Source organism: Pseudomonas lijiangensis (assembly GCF_018968705.1).
GTDB lineage: Bacteria > Pseudomonadota > Gammaproteobacteria > Pseudomonadales > Pseudomonadaceae > Aquipseudomonas > Aquipseudomonas lijiangensis.
This window is the reverse complement of the sequence record NZ_CP076668.1, coordinates 399,002-424,819: the sequence shown is the minus strand read 5'-3', so window position 1 is coordinate 424,819 and position 25,818 is coordinate 399,002. Positions and strand designations below refer to the sequence as shown.

Below are 25,818 nucleotides of genomic sequence, written 5' to 3'. Positions count from 1 at the left end.
AAGCCAAGGTACACTGACGCATCCGCCAGACTTGGTAAAGGAAACCGGCATGCGCCTCGACCATCTCCACCTACAGAATTTTCGTTGCTACGAAGATGCCCGTTTCGACTTCCAGCCGGGGTTTAACCTCGTGGTCGGGGTCAATGGGAGTGGGAAGACGTCGTTGTTGCAGGGGGTGGCTGTATCTCTCGTGCCGTTTGGCAACGCGATGGGGTGCGACGAAAATGATTTACCTGCCGAAGATGTGCGCTTCGCTATTGATAAGTACGAAGGACGAAGCCGATTTGAACGCAAACTTCCTGTTTTCATAAAAGCCGAAGGGGACATTTTTGGCCTTGCGGACTGGGGAACAATAAAGCTGGCTGATATCTGGGAAGCAGGTATCGACCCATCCTTTATAACGCATATGGAAGAAGTGCATTCCAAATGGAATGCGGGTGAGCGTATCGATCTACCGGTACTGGCTTTCTATCGCGCCAATCGCCGGTGGAAAAGCGCAAACGTCTCGGCAGAATTTTCGGCACAACAGAAAATATCTCGTTTCGATGGCTACCTGAACTGGTTTGATGCCGTCGTGGACTTACGCGACTTTGAAAGCTGGTTAATCGCCAGGACACTTGAACGTCTTCAGGACAGGCTGGACTCGAAATCCGACAGCGAGCCCGATGATGAACTCAAGTGGGTAAACCAGGCGATACAGCTCGCAATCCCCGATGCGCTTGACCTCAGATATGACTTGAGACTTCAAAGTCTGGTGGTAGATATGGGACCGGGCAAGACCGTCCCGTTCTATGACCTGAGTGACGGACAACGTAGCTTGATTGCTCTGATAGCCGATATTGCGCGCCGCATGTGTATTCTCAATCCCCATATGGGAAAAGATGTCCTGACAAACACCAATGGCATCGTGATTATCGATGAACTGGACATCCATCTTCACCCAGCCTGGCAGCGCAATATTGCTCCTACGCTCAAAAAAGCATTCCCGAAAGTGCAATTCATTGCAACTAGCCACTCCCCCCAAATCATCGGAAGCCTGCAACCAGAAGAAGTCATTCTGTTGCATGACGGCAAAGGCTCTAACCCCAGAACGACCTATGGGATGGACTCCAGCAGCGTACTTGAAGAAATCATGGGCGTTACGCAACGCGCCCCGGAGATTGAAAAGCTACTGAACCAGCTATTTTCGACACTGGAAGATAACAATCTTGAACAGGCCAAGCAGCAACTTGAAGAGCTTAAGGCGCTGTCTCCAGACCTTCCTGAATATGCAAGAGCCCAAGCCCTGATAACTCGCAAAGAGATGATTGGCAGATGAGGAAAGTACTCAAGGGAATTGAGCCGCTGTCTTTTACAAACTGGAAAGCCAAAGCAGAAAGAGAAAACCGAAGGCTTACCTACAAATCATTGACCCGATCTGCTCCACAAAAGAAAAAAGAGGTTCATGAAAGCCTGCTAAGGGAGCAAGCCTATCTGTGCTGTTATTGCGGAGATGAAATATCCGAGCAGACCAGCCACATAGAACACTTTCGCCCGAAATCAGGATACAAGCATTTGCAGCTTGACTATAACAACCTGCATGCGTCCTGCTTGCGCGACGTGGGAGAGCTACAACAAATAGAACCTGACTACTTGCTGCACTGCGGCCACAAGAAAGGCAACCTCTTTGATGAAGCTCAGCATATTTCTCCACTGGATGAAAACTGCGAAAGCCGCTTTCAATATACGCTGAGTGGCGAAGTAAAACCGACAGACGCAGAGGATGAAGCCGCATCAAAAATGATCGAAATCCTCGCGCTTGATACCCTTCGACTGAATAATCGTCGGGAAGAAACGATGCTTGGCTTCTTCAATGACGACTTTTTGCTTACGGCAAGCAAAGAAGAACTACAAACAATCGCCCAACGCGCCCACGGACAACAAACACGCTTTTGCCACGTTATTGCCCGGTACGCCGAACAACTCCTCAGCGCCTGACCTGAATAAAAACGCCCGACAAAAGCCGGGCGTTTTCATGACTGCAATCACGAATTACTGGTGATACTGCGCCGAGAACTCGTGCACGGCTTCGATGAAGGCGCCCGCATTGGCCGGGTCGACTTCAGGGGTGATGCCGTGGCCGAGGTTGAAGACGTGGCCGGTGCCGCTGCCGTAGCTGGCCAGGATGCGTGCCACTTCCTGGCGGATGGCTTCAGGGCGTGCATAGAGGACGGTCGGGTCCATGTTGCCTTGCAACGCAACCTTGTGGCCGACGCGCTGGCGGGCTTCGCCGAGGTCGCAGGTCCAGTCCAGGCCCAGTGCATCGGCACCGGCATCGGCAATGCTTTCCAGCCACAGGCCGCCGCCTTTGGTGAACAGGATGACCGGCACCTTGCGGCCATCGTGCTCGCGGATCAGGCCGCTGACGATCTTGCGCATGTAAGCCAGCGAGAATTCCTGATACGCCGCAGCGGACAGGCTGCCGCCCCAGCTATCGAAGATCTGCACAGCCTGGGCGCCCGCCAGGATCTGACCATTGAGGTACGAGGTCACCGACTGCGCCAGCTTGTCGAGCAGCAGGTGCATGGCTTGCGGGTTTTCGTAGAGCATGGCCTTGGACTTGCGGAAGTCTTTCGACGAACCGCCTTCAACCATATAAGTGGCCAGCGTCCACGGGCTGCCGGAGAAACCGATCAGCGGAACACGGCCATTGAGCTCGCGGCGGATGGTGCTGACCGCATTCATCACATAGCCCAGGTCTTGCTGTGCATCGGGAATCGGCAGGGCTTCGATGTCGGCCAGGGTGCTGACGGTTTTCTTGAAGCGCGGACCTTCACCGGTCTCGAAGTACAGGCCCAGGCCCATGGCATCGGGAATGGTCAGGATATCGGAGAACAGGATCGCGGCATCCAGCGGATAGCGATCCAGCGGCTGCAACGTGACCTCGCAAGCGAACTCGGCGTTCTTGCACAGACTCATGAAATCGCCCGCCTTGGCACGGCTGGCGCGGTATTCAGGCAAGTAGCGACCGGCCTGACGCATCATCCAGACAGGCGTGACGTCTACGGGTTGCTTGAGCAGGGCACGAAGGAAACGGTCGTTCTTCAGGGCAGTCATGTCGGCATCCGCAAAAAAAGTGCGGGCATTTTCTCAGAGCTCGACACAAAAGGCACGGCAAGAGCCGTTTCTTTTCTCTATGGGGGTGATGAAGTTTTAAGCGACAAGCTTCAAGCGGCAAGCCAGAAGCAGAAAAACCTGCCTTGCTCACCGCTTGTAGCTTGTAGCTTGTAGCTTGTAGCTTTCAGCTGACGCCCTCAGACACCCAGATAATCCAGAATCCCTTCAGCCGCATTGCGGCCTTCGAAGATTGCGGTGACGACCAGGTCGGAGCCGCGCACCATGTCGCCGCCCGCGAAGATTTTCGGGTTGCTGGTCTGGTGCTTGAATTGCGACTGCTCCGGGGCGATGACGCGGCCCTGGCTGTCGGTGTTGATGCCGAACTGCTCGAACCATGGCGCCGGGCTTGGACGGAAACCGAAAGCGATGACCACGGCGTCGGCCGGGATGATTTCTTCGGAACCCGGAATCGGCTCGGGACTGCGGCGACCGCGGGCGTCAGGCTCGCCAAGGCGAGTCTCGACCACTTTCACACCTTCAACCTTGCCTTCACCCACGATGGCGATTGGCTGGCGGTTATAGAGGAACTTCACGCCTTCTTCCTTGGCGTTCTTCACTTCCTTGCGTGAACCCGGCATGTTTTCTTCGTCGCGACGATAGGCGCAGGTGACCGATTTGGCGCCCTGACGGATCGACGTACGGTTGCAGTCCATCGCGGTGTCACCACCGCCCAGTACCACGACTTTCTTGCCTTTCATGTCGACGAAATCTTCCGGCGACTTCTCGAAGCCCAGATTGCGATTGACGTTGGCGATCAGGAAGTCGAGCGCATCGTGTACGCCCGGCAGTTCTTCACCGGCAAAGCCACCTTTCATGTAGGTGTAGGTTCCCATGCCCATGAACACGGCATCGAACTCTTCAAGCAGTTGATCGACAGTGACGTCCTTGCCAACTTCGGTATTGAGGCGGAACTCGATACCCATGCCGGTAAACACTTCACGGCGATTGCTCAACACGCTTTTCTCAAGCTTGAACTCGGGAATACCGAAGGTCAGCAGACCGCCGATTTCCGGGTTCTTGTCGAAAACCACCGGCGTCACGCCACCACGCACCAGCACGTCGGCACAGCCCAGGCCCGCAGGACCTGCGCCAATGATCGCAACACGTTTGCCGGTCGGCACAACGCGAGACATGTCCGGACGCCAGCCCATGGCGAATGCGGTGTCGGTGATGTACTTCTCGACCGAACCGATGGTGACGGCACCAAAACCGTCATTGAGGGTGCAGGCACCTTCACACAGACGATCCTGAGGACATACGCGACCGCAGACTTCCGGCAGGGTATTGGTCTGGTGCGACAGCTCGGCGGCCGCCAGGATATTGCCTTCGGATACCAGCTTCAGCCAGTTGGGGATGAAGTTGTGTACCGGGCATTTCCACTCGCAATACGGGTTGCCGCAACCCAGGCAACGGTGGGCCTGATCGGCGGACTGCTGGGGCTTGAAGGGTTCGTAGATTTCCACGAACTCTTTCTTGCGCTGGCGCAGCAGCTTCTTCTTCGGATCTTTACGTCCGACCTCGATGAACTGGAAGTCGTTACTGAGACGTTCAGCCATACTCTGGAACCTCTAACGGCAGCCTCAAGCTACAAGCCTGAAGCTGCAAGAATCATGATCGCAGGCAATTCGCGCACTGCTGTTAACTTGCGGCTTGAAACTTGCCGCTTGCAGCTGTGCCTTATTGCGGATTCGCCCGGGTGCTGGAGAGCAGCGATTTCAGGTTGGCAGCCTTGGGCTTGACCAGCCAGAAACGGCGCAGGTAGTCGTCCAGGTTTTCGGCCAGGTTACGACCCCACTCACTGCCGGTTTCCTCGACATACTCGTTCAGCACGCTTTGCAGGTGAGTGCGATAGGCTTCCATCGACTCGCCGCTGATGCGCTGAATCTCGACCAGCTCATGGTTGACCTGGTCAACGAAGGTGTTGTCCTGGTCGAGCACGTAGGCGAAACCGCCCGTCATGCCGGAACCGAAGTTGTAGCCGGTCTTGCCCAGTACGCAGACGAAACCGCCGGTCATGTATTCGCAGCAGTGGTCGCCCGTGCCTTCCACGACGGCGTGAGCACCCGAGTTACGCACCGCGAAGCGCTCACCCGCAGTACCGGCAGCGAACAGCTTGCCGCCGGTCGCGCCGTACAGGCAGGTGTTGCCCACGATGGCGCTTTCATTGGTCTTGAACGGGCTGCCTTTAGGCGGAACGATAACCAGCTTGCCAGCGGTCATGCCTTTGCCGACGTAGTCGTTGGCATCGCCTTCCAGATACATGTTCAGGCCACCGGCGTTCCACACGCCGAAACTCTGCCCGGCAGTGCCTTTGAAACGGAAGGTGATCGGCGCCTTGTTCATGCCCTGGTTGCCGTGCAGCTTGGCGATTTCACCGGAGATCCGTGCGCCGATGGAACGGTCGCAGTTGCAGATATCCAGTTCGTACTCACCGCCACTCAGGGATTCGATGGCCGGTTTGGCCAGCTCCACCATCTTCTCGGCCAGCAGGCCCTTGTCGAACGGCGGGTTACGGTCCACCAGACTGAACTGTGGCTTGTCGGCAGGCACGTGGTCGCTGCCCAGCAGAGGCGTCAGGTCCAGATGCTGCTGCTTCTCGGTTTCGCCCGGCAGGATATCCAGCAGGTCGGTACGGCCGATCAGTTCTTCCAGAGAGCGAACGCCCAGTTTGGCCAGCCACTCGCGGGTTTCTTCAGCCACGTAGGTGAAGAAGTTGATCACCATATCGACGGTGCCGATGTAGTGGTCCTTGCGCAGTTTGTCGTTCTGGGTCGCTACGCCGGTGGCGCAGTTGTTCAGGTGGCAGATACGCAGGTATTTGCAGCCCAGGGCAATCATCGGCGCCGTACCGAAGCCGAAGCTTTCAGCACCGAGGATAGCGGCCTTGATCACGTCCAGACCGGTTTTCAGACCACCGTCAGTCTGTACCCGGACCTTGCCGCGCAAGTCGTTGCCGCGCAGGGTCTGGTGAGTCTCGGCCAGGCCAAGCTCCCACGGCGCACCGGCGTACTTGATGGACGTCAGAGGCGAAGCGCCTGTGCCGCCATCGTAGCCGGAAATGGTGATCAGGTCGGCATAGGCCTTGGCCACGCCAGCGGCGATAGTGCCAACGCCGGCTTCTGCTACCAGCTTGACCGAAACCAGTGCCGACGGGTTGACCTGTTTCAGGTCGAAAATCAGCTGCGACAAGTCTTCGATGGAATAGATGTCGTGGTGCGGCGGAGGCGAAATCAGAGTCACGCCCGGTACGGCATAGCGCAACTTGGCGATCAGGCCGTTGACCTTGCCACCTGGCAGTTGCCCGCCTTCACCCGGCTTGGCGCCTTGAGCGACCTTGATCTGCAGCACATCGGCATTGACCAGATACTCAGGCGTCACGCCGAAACGGCCAGTGGCGATCTGTTTGATCTTGGAACTGCGGATGGTGCCGTAGCGGGACGGGTCTTCGCCGCCCTCACCGGAGTTGGAACGGGCACCCAGGCGGTTCATCGCTTCGGCCAGGGCTTCGTGAGCTTCCGGCGACAGCGCGCCCAGGGAAATCCCGGCAGAGTCGAAACGCTTGAGAATCTCGCTCAGCGGCTCGACTTCGTCGATGTTCAGCGGCTGGTCGAGGGTCTTGACCTGGAACAGGTCGCGAATCATCGACACCGGACGCTTGTCCACCAGCGAGGTGTATTCCTTGAACTTGCTGTAGTCGCCCTGTTGCACGGCGGCTTGCAGGGTATTGACCACGTCCGGGTTGTAGGCGTGGTATTCGCCACCGAATACGAACTTGAGCAGGCCGCCTTGCTGGATCGGCTTGCGCGGGCTCCAGGCTTCGGCTGCCAGCGCCTTCTGTTCGGCTTCGATATCGACGAAACGGGCGCCTTTCAGGCGGCTCGGTACGCCACGGAAGCTGATATCGCAGACTTCCTCGGACAGGCCGATGGCCTCGAACAGTTGCGCGCCACGGTAGGACGCAACGGTGGAGATGCCCATTTTCGACAGAATCTTGAGCAGGCCCTTGGTGATGCCTTTGCGGTAGTTCTTGAAGACTTCGTAAAGGTCGCCCAGCACTTCACCGGTACGGATCAGGTCGCCCAGCACTTCGTAGGCCAGGAACGGATAGACCGCCGAAGCACCGAAGCCGATCAGCACGGCAAAATGGTGCGGGTCGCGGGCCGTCGCGGTTTCAACCAGGATGTTGCTGTCGCAACGCAGCCCTTTTTCGGTCAGACGGTGGTGAACAGCGCCGACCGCCAGGGAAGCGTGAGCAGGCAGTTTGCCCGGAGCAATATGACGGTCGCTCAGCACCAGCAAGGTACGGCCGGCACGGACAGCTTCTTCGGCCTGATCGGCGATGTTGCGAATCGCCGCTTCCAGACCGACGCTTTCGTCGTAGTTCAGGTCGATGATATGGCGCTCGAAACCCGGACGCTCCAGGTTCATCAGCGAGCGCCACTTGGCCGGGGAAATGACCGGCGAGCTGAGGATCACACGCGAGGCATGCTCGGGCGACTCCTGGAAAATGTTGCGCTCGGCACCGAGGCAGATTTCCAGCGACATGACGATGGCTTCACGCAGCGGGTCGATCGGCGGGTTGGTCACCTGCGCGAACTGCTGACGGAAGTAGTCGAACGGCGAGCGCACACGACGCGACAGTACCGCCATCGGCGTGTCGTCGCCCATGGAGCCGACCGCTTCCTGGCCCTGCTCACCCAGCGGACGCAGTACCTGATCGCGTTCCTCGAACGTGACCTGGTACATCTTCATGTACTGCTTGAGCTGTTCAGGGTTGTAGAAGGCCGAACCGTGGTCGTTGTCTTCCATGGTCGCCTGAATGCGCAAGGCGTTCTTGCGCAGCCATTGCTTGTACGGATGACGCGACTTCAAGCGGTTGTCGATGGCATCGGTGTCGAGGATCTGACCGGTCTCGGTATCCACCGCGAAGATCTGGCCCGGACCGACACGGCCCTTGGCAATGACGTCTTCAGGCTTGTAATCCCACACGCCGATTTCCGACGCCAGGGTGATGTAGCCGTTCTTGGTGGTGACCCAGCGAGCCGGGCGCAGACCGTTACGGTCGAGCAGGCAGACCGCATGGCGACCTTCGGTCATCACGACGCCGGCCGGACCATCCCACGGTTCCATGTGCATGGAGTTGTACTCATAGAACGCCCGCAGATCGGGGTCCATGGTTTCAACGTTCTGCCACGCTGGCGGAATGATCATCCGCACGCCACGGAACAGGTCGATGCCGCCGGTGACCATCAGTTCGAGCATGTTGTCCATGCTCGACGAGTCGGAACCCACGCGGTTGACCAGCGGGCCGAGCTCTTCCAGATCCATCAGATCGTTGGTGAACTTGGTACGACGCGCCTGCGCCCAGTTGCGGTTGCCGGTGATGGTATTGATCTCGCCGTTGTGGGCGAGGAAGCGGAATGGCTGAGCCAGCGGCCATTTCGGCAGGGTGTTGGTCGAGAAGCGCTGGTGGAACACACAGATCGCGGTTTGCAGGCGCTCGTCGTTCAGGTCAGGGAAGAATGCCGTCAGGTCGCGCGGCATCATCAGACCTTTATAGATGATGGTCTTGTGCGAAAAGCTGCAGACGTAATGGTCGGCATCGGCAGCGTTGGCCACCGACGAACGGCGACGGGCACTGAACAGCTTGATGGCGAATTCCTGATCACTCAGGCCTTCCGCACCGATAAATACCTGCTCGATCTTCGGCAGACGCTCAAGAGCCAGACGGCCCAGTACGCTGGTGTCGATCGGCACCTGACGCCAGCCGACCAGAGTCAGGCCTTCGGCGAGGATTTCGCGATTCATGTTCTCGCGAGCGATGTCAGCCTTGGTGTCGTCCTGATTGAGGAACACCATGCCCACGGCATACTGGCGAGGCAGATCAGCACCAAAGTGTTCCTTGGCGACCGCACGCAGGAATGCATCGGGCTTCTGAATCAACAGGCCACAACCGTCACCGGTCTTGCCGTCGGCGTTGATACCGCCACGGTGGGTCATGCAGGTCAGGGCTTGAATAGCCGTCTGCAACAGGTGATGACTGGGCTCGCCCTGCATATGAGCGATCAGGCCGAAGCCGCAGTTATCCTTGAATTCATCTGGTTGGTATAGACCGGCTTTCATAGACACTTTCTCACCAGGCTGCCTCTATGCGAGGCAAATTTCTTTTCAATTCAATCAATTACCTGTCACGCCGAACGTACGCCGGCTTCGGAGAGGCAAAACGGAGGTCATTGTACACAGCGACACAAAGGCCCACAAATTTAACGGCGAAAAGCCGAAAATCAATGTCGCATTTATGAAGGTTTTATAGTTGAGCACTGTGCTAGTCAAAGTATTTTTCAATATTCTGACCGAAGCGACCGAAACGTCAGGGCGTTTGTAACGCAGACACTGCAAGGCGCGCCGCCAGAAGCGGCACGTCGGAGCAGGTAAATCGGGTTTGCCGGGTGAGCGGCCTGGATAAGGCCGCTGCGACTTCAGCGACTGGCGCCGAGCTCTTGTTGGATGCTGGCGACAGTACGGGGCCAAGGTTTACCAGCCTGAACCTTTGCTGGCAAGACTTTGATGGCTGCAAGGGCTGCAGCGCGGTCCGAAAAATTACCGTATGTCACGACATACAGGGGCTTGCCCTGCAGTGTTTTCTTGAAGTAACGGTACTCGCCGCCCTGCTCGGCAACATAGGCCTGGGCCGTTGCTTCCGAGCTGGTGCCCAGGATCTGCACCACATAATGCCCTGGCGCCTGACCGCTGTACCAGTTGCCACCAGCAGCCGGTTTGGCAGCCGCTGCGGCCGGTTTCTCGGCAGGTTTGGCGGCTGGAGCTGCTGCGGGGGCCGGCTTGGCCGTGGCGACCTGAGTCGGGGCTGGCGCAGGAGCAGGCTTGGCGGCCGGAGCCACCGGCGTTGCCGCCGCAGGAGCCGGAATGGAAGAGCGAGGCACGGCACCGGCCTGCGCACCGGCAGGTGGCGCAGTGGTGGTTACCGTGGCCGGCTGGGCTGGAGAGCCCATTGGCACTGCATCTTCGTCGGTTTCACCGGCGCCTGCCGCCTCGGCCAGAGGGCCGCGCATCACAGGTTGCGAGTTCCCCACCAGCGGCAGAGGCATCGGCTGCGAGTTACCCGCAAACTCGATGGCAGGACCGCCATTGTTGGATTGCTGGTTCGCAGGCGTGCCCTGACCCAGTGGCAACTGGGCCTGGGCCGGCGCATTGGCTGGCGCGGCGCTCTTGTCGCCACGGCCAGGGATCAGCACTGCGGCTGCCACTGCGACCACGACAACTGCGCCAAGGGCCAGTACGTGTTTTTTCGGCATGTTGAACCCCACACTTGGGCGCTTGACCGCGGAACGACTCGCGATCATCGCCTCGATCATTGAATCGCGGGCAACCTGGTTGATATTTCCAGGCCAGCCATCGGACTGTTCATGGATATCGGTAATCTGCTCGGCAGTGAACAACGCGATTCCTTGCCCTGCACCTTCCAGACGTTGAGCCAGATATTCCCGGGTTTCTTCTTCGGTATAAGGTTGCAACTCGATGACATGAAAGCGCTCGCCTTCGACATCACCCTGCAGGTCGGCACACAACTGATCGAGACGATCGATCAGCGACGGCTCGCCAAACAGGAACACATGAGGACGCCCTTCAGGCGTGCCTGCGGCCAGACCCAGCAACGCTTCGAGCGCCGAATCGCCAAGTTGTTCCGCATCGTCCACCAGCAGATAGACTTCCTGCCCGGTCAGCGCGAGCTGTACGACCTGCGCCAGGATCGCCTGCATTTCAGCCTGGGCGACAATCAGCGCCTGGGCGACCTGCTGCAGTACGCCTGCCGCATCGCTGGCGCCACGCGCCGAAATGACCACGCTCTGCACCGACTGCTTGTTGGTGCTGGCTACCAGCGCCTGGCGCAGCAAGGTCTTGCCGCTGCCCTGAGGGCCGGTGACGGCAAGCAGCAACTGGCTGTAACGAGCCAGGTGATGAAGCTGACCCAGCACCGACTTGCGCTGGGCAGGGAAAAACTTGAAGCCAGGTACCCGCGCTGCAAAGGGGTCATGACTCAACTGATAATGGCCGAGGAAAGCCTCGTCGGCATGCAAACTAGTCATGGGTTTTCCGTTAACCTCTAAGCTGATCCACCAGAGCGCGGTAATCCGCCCTCAGAGTGGCCTGTAGTACTTCTTTTGGATAATCGTCCGTGATAACCGCTTCACCCATCTGACGCAGAAGCACCAGACGCAGGCGACCATCGATCACTTTCTTGTCGATCGCCATGTGTTCAAGAAAATCGTTTTCCGTCATGTCCTGTGGCGGCACAACCGGCAACCCTGCACGTTGCAACAGGCGGATACCGCGATCACGCTCCTGGGTGGTGATCCAGCCAAGACGCGAAGACATTTCCAGAGCCATGACCGTACCGGCGGAAACCGCCTCGCCATGCAGCCAGACACCATAGCCCATATGAGTTTCGATGGCGTGGCCAAAAGTGTGACCCAGGTTCAAGGTTGCCCTGACACCGGACTCTCGCTCATCGGCACCCACCACCAGCGCCTTGGCGGCGCATGAGCGCTCGATGGCGATGGTCAGGGCCTTCTGGTCCAGGCCGCGCAACTGGTCGACGTGCTCTTCGAGCCAGGTCAGGAACGGCTCGTCGCAGATCAGGCCGTACTTGATGACTTCAGCCAGCCCGGCGGACAGTTCACGCTCAGGCAGGGTGTTGAGTGTGGTGGTATCGATCAGCACGACGCCAGGCTGATAGAAAGCCCCCACCATGTTCTTGCCCAGCGGATGGTTGATGCCGGTCTTGCCGCCTACCGACGAATCCACCTGGGACAACAGCGTGGTCGGGATCTGGATGAAATTCACGCCACGCTGATAACAGGCGGCAGCAAATCCGGCCATGTCGCCGATCACACCGCCACCGAGGGCGATCACCGTCGTGCGGCGGTCGTGCCGCGCCGTGAGCAGGCCATCGAAGATGGTTTGCAGGGTTTCCCAGTTCTTGAACGCTTCGCCGTCAGGCAACACCACTGACAGGACGTTGTACCCCACCAGCGTTCGCGTCAATCGTTCGAGATAAAGAGGAGCCACCGTGGTATTGGAAACGATAGCCACCTGCCGCCCGACGATATGCGGGATCAGGAGCTCCGGCTTGTCCAGAAGGCCTTCGCCAATATGAATCGGGTAGCTACGCTCACCAAGCTCGACCTTAAGTGTCTGCATGTGTCCCCACATTGATTAACGATTGGGCGTTGCGCATGTTTTCCCATGCGCCAGGACAGCCAATGGCTGTCGCTGTTTTGATGGTCGCCGAGGATAGCGCATTTTCGTCTGCGCTTTAACGGGGAGGAAGCTCTGCCAAGCGGGCAAGTATGTCAAGAACGACCATACGGGGTGGCCGTTCATCGGTTTCAACCACCAGATCGGCGATTTCCCGATACAGCGGATCACGAATGGCCAGCAATTCACCCAATACACGGGCCGGATCGGCAGTACGCAGCAAGGGACGATTGCGGTCACGAGCCGTGCGCCCGACCTGCTGTTCGACCGATGCGTGCAGATACACCACACGCCCACCGGCATGCAGTGCCTGACGGTTTTCGCTGCGCATGACGGCTCCGCCGCCCGTCGCCAGAACGACGCCATCGGATTCACACAGCTCTGCAATCATCGCCTGCTCGCGGTCGCGAAAGCCGGGCTCGCCTTCCTTGTCGAAAATCCACGGAATATTTGCGCCCGAGCGCAACTCGATTTCCTTGTCGGAATCCTTGAACGGTAGGCGCAGCTCTTTGGCAAGCAAACGGCCGATGGTGCTTTTACCAGCCCCCATCGGCCCTACAAGTATTAAATTTCGCACAGAATCAACGACTCACAGCAATCGCCTGGTTGTTCATGATACGCGGAGTCAGAAATACCAACAGCTCGGATTTCGCTTCTGAAACCGTATCTCGACGGAAAAGGCGGCCAAGATACGGTACATCGCCAAGAAATGGCACTTTCTCTACAACTTTACTTTGTGTGTTGGAGAACACGCCACCGATCACGATCGTCTCGCCATCGGAAACCAGCACCTTGGCATTGACCTCGTTTTTCTTGATCGGAGGTACACCCAGCACGGCATTGAGGTAGTCCGGCTCATCCTTGGTGACCTTGACCTCCATGATGATGCGGTTGTCCGGCGTGATCTGCGGCGTCACTTCCAGCGACAGGGACGCTTCCTTGAAACTCACGGTTGTGGCGCCGCTGGAGCTGGATTCCTGATAAGGGATTTCCGTACCTTTGAGGATCTTGGCGGTTTCCTTGTCGGAAGTGACCACCTTGGGCTGGGAAACGATTTCACCGTTGCCGGTCTTCTCCATCGCGCTCAGCTCAAGATCGAGCAACGTGTTATTGGTGACGAAAGCGATACCAATCCCGGAAGTCGCACTACCGGCACCCAGGTCGACAAACGGTGTATTGGCACCCAGGTCACTGCCGGTATTGCCCGCCTCGTCACCATTATCGTCAAGACCGTAGGTGTTCCAGTTGCCACTGCCGACCTTGGTCCCACCCCAGCGCACACCCAGCGCCTTGTCGTAATCGACGTTGGCTTCGACGATGCGCGCCTCGATCATCACCTGACGCACCGGAATATCCAGTTGAGACACGATGCGGCGCAGTTCGTCGAGGCGGTCCTGGGTCTGGTAGGCAATGATATTGTTGGTACGCTCATCCACGGTGATCGAACCACGCTCGTCGGCTTTCGACTCGACGCTGGTCACCGACTGGAACAGCTTGGCGATGTCGGCTGCCTTGGCGTAGTTGACCTGCAGAAGCTCGCGACGCAACGGCGCCAGTTCGGAAATCTGCTTGAGGGATTCCAGCTCCTGACGCTCACGGGCAGCAATTTCATCAGCCGGTGCGACCAGCAGGACACTGCCCACCTTGCGCTTGTCCAGGCCCTTGGTCTTGAGCACCAGATCCAGCGCCTGATCCCACGGCACATTCTGCAGGCGCAGGGTAATACCGCCCTGAACCGTGTCACTGGCCACCAGGTTCAGGTTGGTGAAATCGGCAATCAGTTGCAGCACCGAGCGCACATCGATGTCCTGGAAATTCAGCGACAGTTTTTCACCGGTGTAGACCGGTTTGTCGGCAGCACGACGGTCCAGGTCTTCGTTGGTCAGGGGACGCACGCTGATGGTCAGCTTGTTTTCGGTCTGGTAGGCCGAGTAGTCGAAAGCGCCCGAAGGCTCGATGCTGATGCTCGCCTTGTCGCCGGAAGTCGTGGCGCTCACGAACTGCACAGGCGTGGCGAAATCCTTGACGTCCAGCCTGACCCGCAGCGGCTCGGGCAACTGGGTCTTGGCAAAGTCGACACGAATCTTGCCGCCCTGCTCCTGAATGTCCGGAGAGATTCCAGGACTGCTCAGGTCGATGACCACATTGCCCTCACCCAGCTCGCCGCGCTGGAAGTCGATATTCTTGATGGCTTTCACACCAGCCGGCACATAAGGCCGCGCTGCTGCCGGAGCTGGCGTCGGGACGGCGACTCGTGGCGCTCCCATGGCCGTGCTCGGCTGGGAGGATTGCGCAGCGGCGGCGCCCTGGCCGACAACCACGAACAGGTTATTGCCTTCGACACGGGAGCTGTAGGGAGACAGCGTCGTCATGTTGATGATGACCCGCGTGCGGTCCTGGGCCTGAACCACCACGACACTGCGCGCATTGCCCGCACCCAGATCACGACTCTTGGTTGCCAGCTGGCTGGTCACACCCGGCAGGTCCAGCGCGATGCGCGCCGGCTGTTCGGTGGTATAGCCGCGCGGCGCAGGAACCGGAGAATCGAAGGAAAGCTTCAGTTCGATCCGGTCACCTGGCAAGGCTGCGACATCCAGCGTTTTGAGATTGGCTGCCTGGAGAACCGGCGAAAGCATCGCTATCCCTAGCGAAACGCCGATAATCGAGAGAATCCTGATCATGATGAATTTCCGTTGTGCGGTGTTAAGCATGCTTGGCCTTGCCCACTTCATGAGCGTTCTTTGAGGGAAATACTGCGCGGCCTTTCAAGCCAGGCCCCCTCTCCATCAGGAACTATTTCAATGACATCGACCTGCGCATCGCTGACCGACACAATCCGGCCGTTATTACGGCCCAGATAATCACCCACTTTTACGCGATGAACCCCTCCGGCACCGCGCAACAAGGCGAATGTACCCGATTCGTTGCCAATGGTTCCGACCATCTCGAAGGATTCGATATTGAATCCCTCGAGAAACTGCCTGACCCGCGTTTCGTCCGGCTTGACCAGCCGTGAGCCTTTCTGGCGATTGAGCAGATCGATCTTCACCGGAGGCTGGAACGGGCTGCGCAGATTGGCCGCGTTGTAGGTAAAGGTTTCATAGGGCCGGAACTTGGGCAATGGATCGATATTGCCTGAAGGACGCGTCTTGACCTCATCGACGAATGCGCTGAGATCCGCGAACTCCTGATCGTTATCGCACCCGGCCAGCCCCATCAGGACCACACTGACGCACAACAGTCGCGCCGCCCTCATTTCTTCAGCCCTTCATCGTTGTAGCGGTAGGTCTTGGCCAGAATGTTCATGCGCAGCTTGGTCTGGGATTTGGGGTCGACCGGTTTGATCTCGAAGTCATGCAGCGTCACGATGCGCGGCAGGCTGGCAACGCCACTGACGAATGTCGCAAGGTCGTGATAACCGCCCACCACCGTGATCTGGATGGGTAGCTCGATATAGAACTGCTGAACACCCTCGGGCAACAGCTTGATTTCCTCGAACTCCAGACCGCTTCCCAGACCTGTGCGAGTGATGTCTTCGAGCAGGCCCGGCACCTCGGTGTCACTGGGCAATTGCCGCAACAGTGCGCCGAAGGTGTTTTCCATTTCTTCCATCTGTTTCTTGTAAGGCTCCAGGTTCGCGGCCTGGAAAGCCTTGGTCGACACCTGCTCGCGCAGCATCAGTTCGTTGGCCTGGGCACCTTCGAGCCGGGTTTCCAGCTCCTGGATGAAAAGGAAATAACCCAGCGCAAACACCAGCACCATCACCAGCACGCCGGAGATGGCCTTGACCGCTGCGGGCCAGGAGCCCAGGTTGTTGAGGTCCAGGTCATTGAGGTCGACCCGGCGAAGCCCTTCCAGCCATTCGGCAAAATTCATGGCTTGGCTCCTTCAACCACAGCAGCAGGCTGGGTCTGGCGGACCGTCAGTTGAAAGACGTTTGCCTGATCCACTGCACCCGCCGTGGTTGCCTTGACCTCGGTCAGGCTTGGCGAGGCGAGCCAGTCGGAGGCCTCCATGTTGCGCATCAGGTCCGAAACCCGGTTGTTGGACTCGGCAGCCCCACTGATGGAAATCAATTTGTCGGTCATTTTCACATCTGAAAAATAAACGCCATCGGGCAAGGTCCGCGCCAGCTGATCGAACACCCGGCCAATGATCGGACGGTTGCCCTGCAAGTCCTGGATGATCTTCATCCGCTCCAGCAACTGTTTGCGCCGGGCTTTCAGGTCGCTGATTTCCTTGATGCGGATATCGAGTTGGGCGATTTCCTTCTGGATGAATGCGTTGCGCGCTTCCTGATAAGTGATCGCGTTGTTGATGTAGCGATCCAGCAGAAACAGCGCGCCCACCGAGAAAACCAGTACGCAGGCCAGCGCCGTCAGAAAGCGTTTCTTGCGTTCTTCGCGAAGCTCTTCACGCCACGGTAAAAGGTTGATCCGTGCCATTAGTCGAAGCTCCTCAAGGCAAGACCGCAGGCGATCATCAATGCGGGAGCATCACTGGCCAATGCACCGGCGTTGACCTTGGAACTCAGGGCCATGTCGGCAAAAGGGTTGGCGACCAGGGTTGGCGTACCAAGACGTTTCTGGATCAAGTGCTCAAGTCCTGGAATGGAAGCCGTACCGCCCGCCAGCATGATGTAGTCGACGGTGTTGTACTGCCCGGCGGCAAAGAAAAACTGCAGCGAGCGGGACACTTGCTGAACCAGGGCATCCTTGAAGGGGTTCAACACTTCGCTGACGTAATCGTCGGACAGCCCGCCCTGCTTCTTCGCAAGCCCCGCTTCTTCCATGGACAGGCCATAGCGACGCTGGATTTCCTCGGTCAGCTGGCGCCCACCGAACAATTGCTCACGTGTATAGATGATGCGCCCGTGATGCAGCACGCTCAGGGTGGTCATGGTTGCGCCGATGTCCACCACGGCAACGGTCAGTTGATCGTGATCATTGCCCAACTGGGCAGACAGCAGGCCGAAAGAACGCTCCAGCGCGTAGGCCTCCACATCGACGACACGGGCCGTCAGCCCGGCCAGCGCCAATGCGGCCTCACGCACTTCCACGTTTTCCTTGCGGCAGGCGGCCAGCAGCACTTCGACGCGCTCGGGATTGCGCGCCGAATAGCCCTGGACTTCAAAATCGATGGCGACTTCTTCGAGGGGATAGGGAATGTACTGGTCAGCTTCAAGCTTGAGCTGGTTTTCCATATCGTCGTCGGACAGACCGGCGTCCATCTCGATGGTCTTGGTGATGACCGCCGAGCCCGCCACGGCGACCGCCACTATTTTGGCGTTCGTCTTGGCCTTGACCAGCACCCGCGACAACGCCTGGCCGACCCCTTCGAGTTCGGCAATATTCTTTTCGACGACGGCATTGGCCGGCAGCGGTTCGACCGCATAAGACTCGACCTTGTAACGAGTGCCGGAACGACTCAACTCAAGGAGTTTTACCGAGGTAGAGCTAATATCGATCCCTAGAAGGGTGTTGGCCTTCTTACCGAAGAGTTCGAACACAACCAGTATTCCTATGAGTTTTCCGCCACTTACGGCGTAATTTTTGGCCTGCGCCATTGTCAACAGCCTTGACAGTAGCGCAAATCACGCCTGGAGACGAAAAATGCTTATAATGCCCGGCGGTTTTTTCGTTTAACAAAGCTTCAAGGCGTGTTCGTTTGTAAATGCCTGCGCTCAACCCATTCTTTTTTGTGGAAATCCAAAAGCCTTGATACGCCTGCTGAAGTTTATCTGGTGGTCTCTCGTAGCAGTATTTTGCGGCCTGCTGCTCGCGCTGAGCGGTGCATTCCTTTATCTGAGCCCGAACCTGCCCTCTGTCGAAGCGCTGAAGAGCATTCAGTTGCAGATTCCCCTGCGCGTCTACAGCAGCGACGGCAAGCTGATCGCCGAGTTTGGCGAGATGCGCCGCACCCCTATTCGCTTCGCCGAAATCCCGCCCAATTTCATCAACGCCCTGCTGTCGGCCGAAGACGACAACTTCGCCAATCACTACGGCGTCGACCCAAGCAGCCTGATGCGCGCCGCCACCCAACTGGTGAAAAGCGGCCATATTCAATCAGGCGGCAGTACCATCACAATGCAGGTCGCGAAAAACTTTTTCCTGACCAGCGAAAGAAGCTTTTCACGTAAAACCACCGAAATTCTCCTTGCCTTGCAAATCGAGCGCCAACTGACCAAGGATGAAATCCTTGAGCTGTACGTCAACAAGATCTACCTGGGCAACCGAGCCTATGGCATCGAGGCTGCGGCGCAAGTCTACTATGGCAAATCGATTCGCGATGTAAGCCTTGCGCAAATGGCCATGATTGCCGGCCTGCCAAAAGCACCTTCACGCTTCAACCCGCTGGCCAACCCGGCTCGGGCCAAGGAACGTCGCGACTGGATCCTGGGGCGCATGTACCGACTGGGCAAGATCGACCAGAACGCTTATCAGGCCGCTCTCAACGAGCCTCTCAACGCCAGCTACCACGTCCCGACGCCGGAAGTCTACGCGCCCTACATCGCCGAAATGGCCCGTGCCGAAATGGTCGGTCGCTACGGCAGCGAAGCCTATACCGAAGGCTTCCGCGTCACCACTACTGTTCCGAGCGACCTTCAGGAGCACGCCAACAAGGCTGTGCAGCAAGGGCTGATCGAATACGACCAGCGCCACGGCTATCGCGGCCCGGAAAGCCGTTTCCCGGGCATGACGCCTGCCGGCTGGGCTCAGGAACTGACCAAACAGCGCACGATCAACGGCCTGGAGCCTGCCATTGTCACGCAGGTCGATAAAAACGGCATCCGCGTCCTGACCCGCAACGGCGAGAAAGAAGAAAACGTCGAGTGGAGCAGCATGAAATGGGCTCGCCCTTACCTGAACACCAACAGTCTGGGGGCCAATCCACGCCAACCGGCTGACGTGGCGCATGTGGGCGATCTGGTCCGCCTGCTGCGTCAGGAAGACGGCTCGCTGAAATTCAGTCAAATTCCCGCCGCTCAGAGCGCGCTGGTTTCTCTGGATCCGCAGAATGGCGCCATTCGTGCGCTGGTCGGTGGCTTTGCCTTCGAGCAGAGCAATTACAACCGCGCCATGCAGGCCAAGCGTCAACCGGGTTCGAGCTTCAAGCCTTTCATCTACAGTGCCGCTCTGGACAACGGTTATACCGCTTCGAGCCTGGTGAACGATGCGCCTATCGTGTTCGTCGACGAATACCTGGACAAGGTCTGGCGTCCGAAGAACGACACCAACACCTTCCTCGGCCCGATCAGGCTGCGCGAGGCGCTCTACAAGTCCCGCAACCTGGTTTCGATCCGTCTGCTGCAGGCCCTGGGTATCGATTCCACCATGGACTACATCACTCGCTTCGGATTCGCCAAGCAGGACCTGCCGCGCAACCTGTCGCTGGCACTGGGCACCGCAACCCTGACGCCGATGGAAATCGCCACCGGCTGGAGTGCATTTGCCAACGGCGGCTATAAAGTCAACCCGTACCTGATCCAGAAGATCGAGAACCGTGACGGTCAGACGCTGTTCCTGGCCAATCCGGCCAGCGTTCCGGCCACAGAGGCCAAGACAGCAGCCAACACCTCGACCTTCGCGATCCATGACAGTCCGGGCCTGACCACCACGTCCCCGACATCCGCCACAGAGCCACAGGCACCTGTGGTTGCAGAGCGAATCGTCGACAGTCGCACGACCTACATCCTCAACAGCATGCTGCAGGATGTGATCAAGCGCGGCACAGGGCGTCGCGCACTCTCCATGAACCGGCCGGATATCGCGGGCAAGACCGGTACGACCAACGAATCCAAGGATGCGTGGTTCTCCGGCTATAACGCGGATTACGTGACAACGGTCTGGACGGGCTTCGACCAGCCGGAAAGCCTCGGACGCCACGAGTTTGGCGGTACGGTCGCCCTGCCGATCTGGATGGACTACATGAGCGCAGCCCTCAAGGACAAGCCGCCGCATCAACAGGCCGAACCGGATGGCATCCTCAGCCTGCGGGTCGACCCTGTGAGTGGCCGCGCCGCGACCCCGAGCACGCCCAATGCGTTCTTCGAGCTGTTCAAGAGCGAAGACACGCCTCCAAGCGTGAACGAACTGGGCGGCAGCGTACCGGGCAGCCCGCTGCCAGCAGACGAGTCGGCACCGATCGATCTGTTCTGACGGCCCTCTCGCAGATGAATGCGCTCCTGCTGCAGGAGCGCATTCACAATCAAGCCACTCGGCCAAAAACCCCTTACATCTCGCATCACTTAATGGCAACGTACGTCTCTGCATTCATTGATGAGCAAGACCGTGCCAGCCAGCCCTCTGCACCCATCCTCGGCAAACCGTTTCGTCCCGGCTTCAGGCCTGGGTAATCCGCACCTGCAAACCTTGTGGGGACCGCTGTGGCGCAAACGAACCCTGCTTGCCCGTACACGGGAGCGCATGTGGCTGGAGGACGGGGACTTTCTCGATATGGACTGGCATGGCCCCCATGAGGCCGATGCACCACTGGTGCTGGTCCTGCACGGGCTGACCGGATCGTCGAATTCGCCTTATGTGGCAGGTCTGCAAAAGGCAATGGCTTCCCAAGGCTGGGCCAGCGTGGCGCTGAACTGGCGCGGCTGTTCGGGTGAGCCGAATCTGTTGTCGCGCAGCTATCACTCCGGCGCCAGCGAAGACCTGGCAGAAGTCATTGCCCACCTGCGGGCCTTGCGCCCTCTGGCGCCGCTTTATGCCGTGGGTTATTCCCTGGGCGGCAACGTTCTGCTCAAGCACCTGGGCGAATCCGGCGCAGAGAGCGGGTTGCTGGGCGCGGTGGCCGTCTCGGTGCCATTCCGGCTTGACGAGTGCGCCAACCGTATCGGCCAGGGCTTTTCCAAGGTCTATCAACGGCACTTCATGCGCGAAATGCTGGCTTATATCCGGGACAAGCAACGCCGCTTCCAGCATGAAGGGATGAGCGAAGGCCTGGCAGAACTGGCCGCCCTGGGCTCGTTGGAGAATATGCGCACGTTCTGGGATTTCGATGGCCGGGTGACAGCGCCGCTGCATGGTTTCGCCAATGCCGAGGACTATTATCGCCGGGCGTCGAGCCGGTATTTTCTGGGCCAGATTCGCACACCGACACTGATCATCCAGGCCGCAGACGACCCTTTCGTCTTTATCCACAGCCTGCCCGAACCCGACGAGCTTTCAGCGTGTACGGAGTTCGAGTTGCAGGCCAGGGGCGGGCATGTGGGGTTTGTCGATGGCTCGCTGAAAAACCCCGGTTATTATCTGGAGCGGCGCATTCCGCACTGGCTGAGCCTGGCGTATGAGCGCGACAAGACTGTTCGCGGATGAATCCCGGGACAGAAACCAGCTCTTGTGGGAGTTCGCCCGCCGCCCCGGCGCCGCGCTGTCGCGTAGCAAACAGGTAGGAGCGCGCTTGCCCGCGACCGAGTGCGAAGCGCTCGCAAAATCCACGACTGCTACGCAGCCGGTCGCGGGCAAGCGCGCTCCTACAATGCCGCATGTTCCATCTTGTTTGATGAGAGGCAGCTTGCTGGCGACAGGGTCATGCTCCCGTCGCAACCTCACGACCGGGATCGGTAATCCATTCGCTCCACGAACCTGCATACAGCGTCCCCAGTGGATAACCTGCCAGACACAGGGCAAACAGGTTATGGCAGGCCGTCACACCTGAACCGCAGTAGGCGACCAGATCCTTCGGCGAACGATCCTGTAACGTCTCGGCAAAGCGCTGTCTGAGCTGATCGGCGGGCAGAAAGCGTCCGTCAGGCCCCAGGTTTTCGTTGAAGGCGACGCACTGCGCACCCGGAATATGCCCGGCAACCGGGTCAATGGGCTCCACTTCACCGCGAAAACGGGCTTCGGCGCGCGCATCGATCAGGGTCAGTTCCGGGCGTCCGAGGCGGCCTTGCAGACGGCTGGCATTGAGCACCAGCGACATGTCGGGCTCCCCCGTGAAGGTGCCGGGTTTGTTGCCGGGCGCGTCCAGACTCAGCGGCAGGCCCGCCGCGTGCCAGGCTTTCAGACCGCCATCGAGCAGGTAGACACCCTCGCGCTTGCCCAGCCACGCCAGCAGCCACCAGGCACGGGCCGCAAAGGCTCCGGGGCCGTCGTCATAGAGCACGATTTCGCTGTCCGGGTTGATGCCCCATGCCTGAAAGCGACGCAACAGCGCCTCAGGGTCCGGCAAGGGATGGCGTCCGGTCTTGCCCTTGGTGACCGGACCACTGAGGTCACGCTCCAGGTCCGCGAAAGACGCACGATCGATATGACCCTGAGCGTAACTGCGCTGCCCGTAATCGGGATCTTCCAGAGCAAAGCGGCAATCGAGAATCACCAGCCCGGGCTCTCGCTGGCGGGCAGCCAATTGCTGAGGGCTGATCAGTTGCGCGATGGACATGACTCACTCCTGTAAGCAGAAAAGCGAATAGTGGGTGCTGACGATGACTCTCAGCCGACTTCCCCCAGCACCTTGGGCAGGGCCGTATAAAAAGCAGCGCACAAGGCACTGAATTCTTCACGGGCCTCGGCGCTGATGTAGCCATACTCCAGCATAAGCACCTGATAGACACCGCGTCGAATGGCATCTTCGTTCAAGTGCGTGGAATGTTCACGTGTGGTGCACAGGAAACGCACCCAGGAGGTGAGGATGATCCAGGTATTGAGGGTCAGCGATTCGACCTGCGCCTTGTCCATGTTCAGGATACCAGCCTCGACGAAAGCACTGTAAATCGCCATGGCCTGGGTCAGGGAGCGCTGGGAAAAACGCCGATAGCGGGTCGCCATTTCCGGGTCGCAAGCCAGCAGGTGCTCAAGGTCGCGATGCAGGAACCGGTAACGCCACATGCCGTCGAGTATCGCCAGCAAGTAGTTACGCTTGTCTTCGACCGTCGGCTGCCGCCCCTTGGGAGGAAACAGAAACCCATCCACCAACGCTTCATACTCGTTGAACAGCGAGGCGATGATCGCCTGCTTGTTGGGGAAGTGGTAATAGAGATTGCCCGGAGAAATTTCCATGTGCGCGGCAATGTGATTGGTGCTTACGCTACGCTCACCCTGCTGATTGAACAGCTCCAGACTGACCTGCACGATACGTTCACGGGTTTTGATACGTGGAGCCATACTCAGCTCGATCCCTCGGGTATGTTGGTGGGGAATGGTAGCGCAAGCGGTCGGCATAGATGCAGCGATGTACGTGAAACCTCAGGGACAAGGGGACACAGGCCATTTGACTTTATAGAGCAACAGCTCTAAAACACTCGAAAAATCCAGCAAGGAACGCCCCGCATGCCTGACGCACCGTCTTTTTCCAGCGAACTGGAACACACGTTCGCTCTCCAGCGTCAGGCGTTCGCAGCCAACCCGATGCCCTCGGCAGCGCAACGCTCCCAGTGGCTCAAGAGCCTGGGTGAACTGCTCAGCGAGCATCGGCAGGCATTGATCGACGCCATCAGCAGCGACTTCAGCCACCGCAGCGCCGACGAAACCCTGCTGGCCGAGTTGCTGCCAAGCCTGCTGGGCATCCGGGATGCGCGCAAACGGCTCAAGCAATGGATGAAGCCCTCGCGCCGTCATGTAGGCCTGGCCTTTCAACCTGCCTCGGCCAAAGTGGTGTATCAGCCTTTGGGTGTGGTCGGGGTTATCGTGCCCTGGAACTACCCGCTGTTCCTGGCCATCGGCCCGTTGATTGGCGCCCTGGCGGCCGGCAATCGCGTGATGCTCAAGCTCAGCGAATCCACACCTGCCACGGGCGATCTGCTCAAGCGCCTGTTCGCGCGGATCTTTCCCGAAGACCTGATCGCCGTGGTACTGGGCGAAGCCGAGGTGGGCATGGCCTTCTCCAGACTGCCGTTCGATCACCTTCTGTTTACCGGCGCGACCAGCATCGGCAAGCATGTCATGCGTGCTGCAGCGGAAAACCTGACGCCGGTCACGCTGGAACTGGGCGGCAAATCTCCCGTGATTGTGTCCCGGGATGTCCCGCTCAAGGACGCCGCCGAGCGCATTGCGTTCGGCAAGACCTTGAATGCCGGACAGACCTGCATCGCACCGGACTACGTGCTGGTGCCGCAGGATCGGATGCAGGGTTTCGTCGAAGCCTACAGGCAAGCGGTACAGGGCTTTTACCCGACACTGGCTGACAACCCGGACTACACGGCGATCATCAATCAGCGACAACTGGCGCGGCTGAATCACTACCTGGAAGACGCCACCAGCAAAGGCGCCGAGGTGATCGCCCTTTACGATCAGGGACAGGCGCAGCGCATGCCGTTCAGTCTCTTGCTCAATGTCAGCGATGACATGCTGGTCATGCAGGATGAGATTTTCGGGCCGCTGCTGCCTATCGTGCCCTACAGACACCTCGATGAAGCCTTTGCCTACATCAATCAGCGCCCTCGTCCGCTGGCGCTCTACTACTTCGGCTACAACAAGGCCGAGCAGCAAAAAGTGCTGGAACAGACTCACTCCGGCGGCGTCTGCCTGAACGATACGCTGATGCATGCGGCTCAGGACGACTTGCCCTTCGGGGGCATCGGCCCTTCAGGTATGGGCCATTACCATGGCCGGGAAGGTTTTCTGACCTTCAGCCAGGCCAAAAGCGTGTTCATCAAGCAACGCTTCAACGCGGCGCGTTTAATTTACCCGCCGTACGGCAAGGCTATCCAGCGACTGGTCTACAAGCTGTTCCTGCGCTGAATAGAGCCATGCTGATGGCCATTGAGATGCCATCAGCCTGATAAAAAATCGCCGATAATCGGCACAATAACGCCTCACTGGCTACACCTCGACTTGGCCCACCGGGGCGGCTGCGATAACATCCGAGTCCCCAACCGGACTCCGACCAGGACGACGCGATGAACCGAGTGTTGTACCCAGGAACCTTCGACCCTATCACCAAGGGCCACGGCGATCTGGTCGAACGCGCCTCGCGCCTGTTCGACCAAGTGGTCATTGCCGTTGCTGCCAGCCCGAAGAAAAACCCGCTGTTCCCTCTGGAACAACGTGTAGAGCTGGCACGAGAAGTCACCAAACACCTGCCCAACGTCGAAGTCGTAGGCTTTTCGACCTTGCTTGCCCAGTTCGCCAAGGAGCAGAACGCCAACGTATTTCTACGCGGCCTGCGGGCGGTTTCGGATTTCGAGTATGAATTCCAGCTGGCCAACATGAACCGACAACTGGCACCGGACGTCGAGAGCCTGTTTCTCACTCCGTCGGAACGTTATTCGTTCATTTCTTCGACGCTGGTCCGTGAAATCGCTGCGCTGGGCGGTGATATCAACAAGTTCGTGCACCCGGCCGTGGCCCAGGCACTGACCGATCGCTTCAAACGCTCGTAACGTCCAGGTGCATCGAAGGCGCTAATGCGGCACAATTCGCCGCATTGGTTTTC

The 25,818-nt window shown here is 58.7% G+C and carries 19 protein-coding genes; 6 read left to right on the top strand and 13 right to left on the bottom strand.

What is annotated here, in order from left to right:
* Positions 1-49: 49 nt before the first annotated feature.
* Positions 50-1,318 carry an AAA family ATPase gene (locus KQP88_RS01935; RefSeq protein WP_216704701.1) on the top strand — a complete coding sequence of 423 codons (1,269 nt, stop codon included), beginning with the start codon at positions 50-52 and terminating at the stop codon, positions 1,316-1,318.
* On the top strand, positions 1,315-1,977 hold the full coding sequence (locus KQP88_RS01930; RefSeq protein ID WP_216704700.1) for a retron system putative HNH endonuclease: 663 nt from the start codon (positions 1,315-1,317) through the stop codon (positions 1,975-1,977). The genes KQP88_RS01935 and KQP88_RS01930 overlap by 4 nt, the downstream gene beginning before the upstream one ends.
* A gap of 54 nt (positions 1,978-2,031) precedes the next feature.
* Here KQP88_RS01930 and hemE read toward each other — a convergent pair whose 3' ends face one another.
* The 11 genes from hemE to KQP88_RS01875 form a co-directional block, all read right to left on the bottom strand.
* A complete protein-coding gene (hemE, locus tag KQP88_RS01925) occupies positions 2,032-3,096 on the bottom strand; it encodes a uroporphyrinogen decarboxylase (protein WP_198724147.1) in 1,065 nt (354 codons plus the stop codon).
* A gap of 197 nt (positions 3,097-3,293) precedes the next feature.
* Positions 3,294-4,712 (bottom strand): FAD-dependent oxidoreductase, encoded by a 1,419-nt coding sequence (locus KQP88_RS01920; RefSeq protein ID WP_198724146.1) that lies wholly within the window; start codon positions 4,710-4,712, stop codon positions 3,294-3,296.
* Between the two features lie 121 nt (positions 4,713-4,833).
* Entirely contained in the window at positions 4,834-9,279 is a 4,446-nt protein-coding gene (gene gltB, locus KQP88_RS01915) for a glutamate synthase large subunit (protein ID WP_216704699.1), read from the bottom strand.
* A 356-nt stretch (positions 9,280-9,635) separates the two neighbouring features.
* Complete coding sequence (locus KQP88_RS01910) at positions 9,636-11,261, bottom strand: AAA family ATPase (RefSeq protein ID WP_200993957.1); 1,626 nt, start codon at positions 11,259-11,261, stop codon at positions 9,636-9,638.
* A gap of 10 nt (positions 11,262-11,271) precedes the next feature.
* Positions 11,272-12,375 carry a 3-dehydroquinate synthase gene (gene aroB / locus KQP88_RS01905; protein ID WP_200993958.1) on the bottom strand — a complete coding sequence of 368 codons (1,104 nt, stop codon included), beginning with the start codon at positions 12,373-12,375 and terminating at the stop codon, positions 11,272-11,274.
* A gap of 115 nt (positions 12,376-12,490) precedes the next feature.
* Complete coding sequence (gene aroK, locus KQP88_RS01900; protein ID WP_025258137.1) at positions 12,491-13,009, bottom strand: shikimate kinase AroK; 519 nt, start codon at positions 13,007-13,009, stop codon at positions 12,491-12,493.
* 4 nt (positions 13,010-13,013) lie between these two features.
* On the bottom strand, positions 13,014-15,113 hold the full coding sequence (gene pilQ, locus KQP88_RS01895) for a type IV pilus secretin PilQ (protein WP_200993959.1): 2,100 nt from the start codon (positions 15,111-15,113) through the stop codon (positions 13,014-13,016).
* A 47-nt stretch (positions 15,114-15,160) separates the two neighbouring features.
* Positions 15,161-15,688 (bottom strand): pilus assembly protein PilP, encoded by a 528-nt coding sequence (locus KQP88_RS01890; protein ID WP_025258135.1) that lies wholly within the window; start codon positions 15,686-15,688, stop codon positions 15,161-15,163.
* Positions 15,685-16,308, bottom strand: coding sequence for a type 4a pilus biogenesis protein PilO (gene pilO, locus KQP88_RS01885; RefSeq protein ID WP_198724138.1), 624 nt, complete (start codon positions 16,306-16,308; stop codon positions 15,685-15,687). Before pilO ends, KQP88_RS01890 begins: the two co-directional genes overlap by 4 nt.
* A complete protein-coding gene (locus KQP88_RS01880; RefSeq protein ID WP_200993960.1) occupies positions 16,305-16,877 on the bottom strand; it encodes a PilN domain-containing protein in 573 nt (190 codons plus the stop codon). Before KQP88_RS01880 ends, pilO begins: the two co-directional genes overlap by 4 nt.
* Positions 16,877-17,941, bottom strand: a complete 1,065-nt coding sequence (locus tag KQP88_RS01875) for a pilus assembly protein PilM (protein WP_025258132.1) — start codon at positions 17,939-17,941, stop codon at positions 16,877-16,879. Before KQP88_RS01875 ends, KQP88_RS01880 begins: the two co-directional genes overlap by 1 nt.
* 211 nt (positions 17,942-18,152) lie before the next feature.
* On the opposite strand from KQP88_RS01875, the gene KQP88_RS01870 reads away from it, so the two are divergent.
* Both KQP88_RS01870 and KQP88_RS01865 read left to right on the top strand, forming a co-directional pair.
* Positions 18,153-20,591: a penicillin-binding protein 1A gene (locus tag KQP88_RS01870; RefSeq protein WP_407681823.1), complete on the top strand. Its 2,439-nt coding sequence runs from the start codon at positions 18,153-18,155 to the stop codon at positions 20,589-20,591.
* A gap of 120 nt (positions 20,592-20,711) precedes the next feature.
* Complete coding sequence (locus KQP88_RS01865; protein ID WP_216704697.1) at positions 20,712-21,758, top strand: hydrolase; 1,047 nt, start codon at positions 20,712-20,714, stop codon at positions 21,756-21,758.
* Between the two features lie 214 nt (positions 21,759-21,972).
* Here KQP88_RS01865 and KQP88_RS01860 read toward each other — a convergent pair whose 3' ends face one another.
* A complete protein-coding gene (locus KQP88_RS01860; RefSeq protein ID WP_216704696.1) occupies positions 21,973-22,827 on the bottom strand; it encodes a sulfurtransferase in 855 nt (284 codons plus the stop codon).
* Positions 22,828-22,877: 50 nt separating this feature from the next.
* Positions 22,878-23,549, bottom strand: coding sequence for a TetR/AcrR family transcriptional regulator (locus KQP88_RS01855; RefSeq protein WP_216704695.1), 672 nt, complete (start codon positions 23,547-23,549; stop codon positions 22,878-22,880).
* Between the two features lie 165 nt (positions 23,550-23,714).
* Between KQP88_RS01855 and KQP88_RS01850 the strand changes: the two genes are divergently transcribed.
* Together KQP88_RS01850 and coaD are read left to right on the top strand one after the other, a co-directional pair.
* Entirely contained in the window at positions 23,715-25,124 is a 1,410-nt protein-coding gene (locus tag KQP88_RS01850; protein ID WP_216704694.1) for a coniferyl aldehyde dehydrogenase, read from the top strand.
* Between the two features lie 158 nt (positions 25,125-25,282).
* The gene (gene coaD, locus KQP88_RS01845; protein WP_025258126.1) at positions 25,283-25,765 is read left to right on the top strand and encodes a pantetheine-phosphate adenylyltransferase; all 483 of its coding nucleotides are present in this window, start codon (positions 25,283-25,285) and stop codon (positions 25,763-25,765) included.
* Positions 25,766-25,818: the final 53 nt, after the last annotated feature.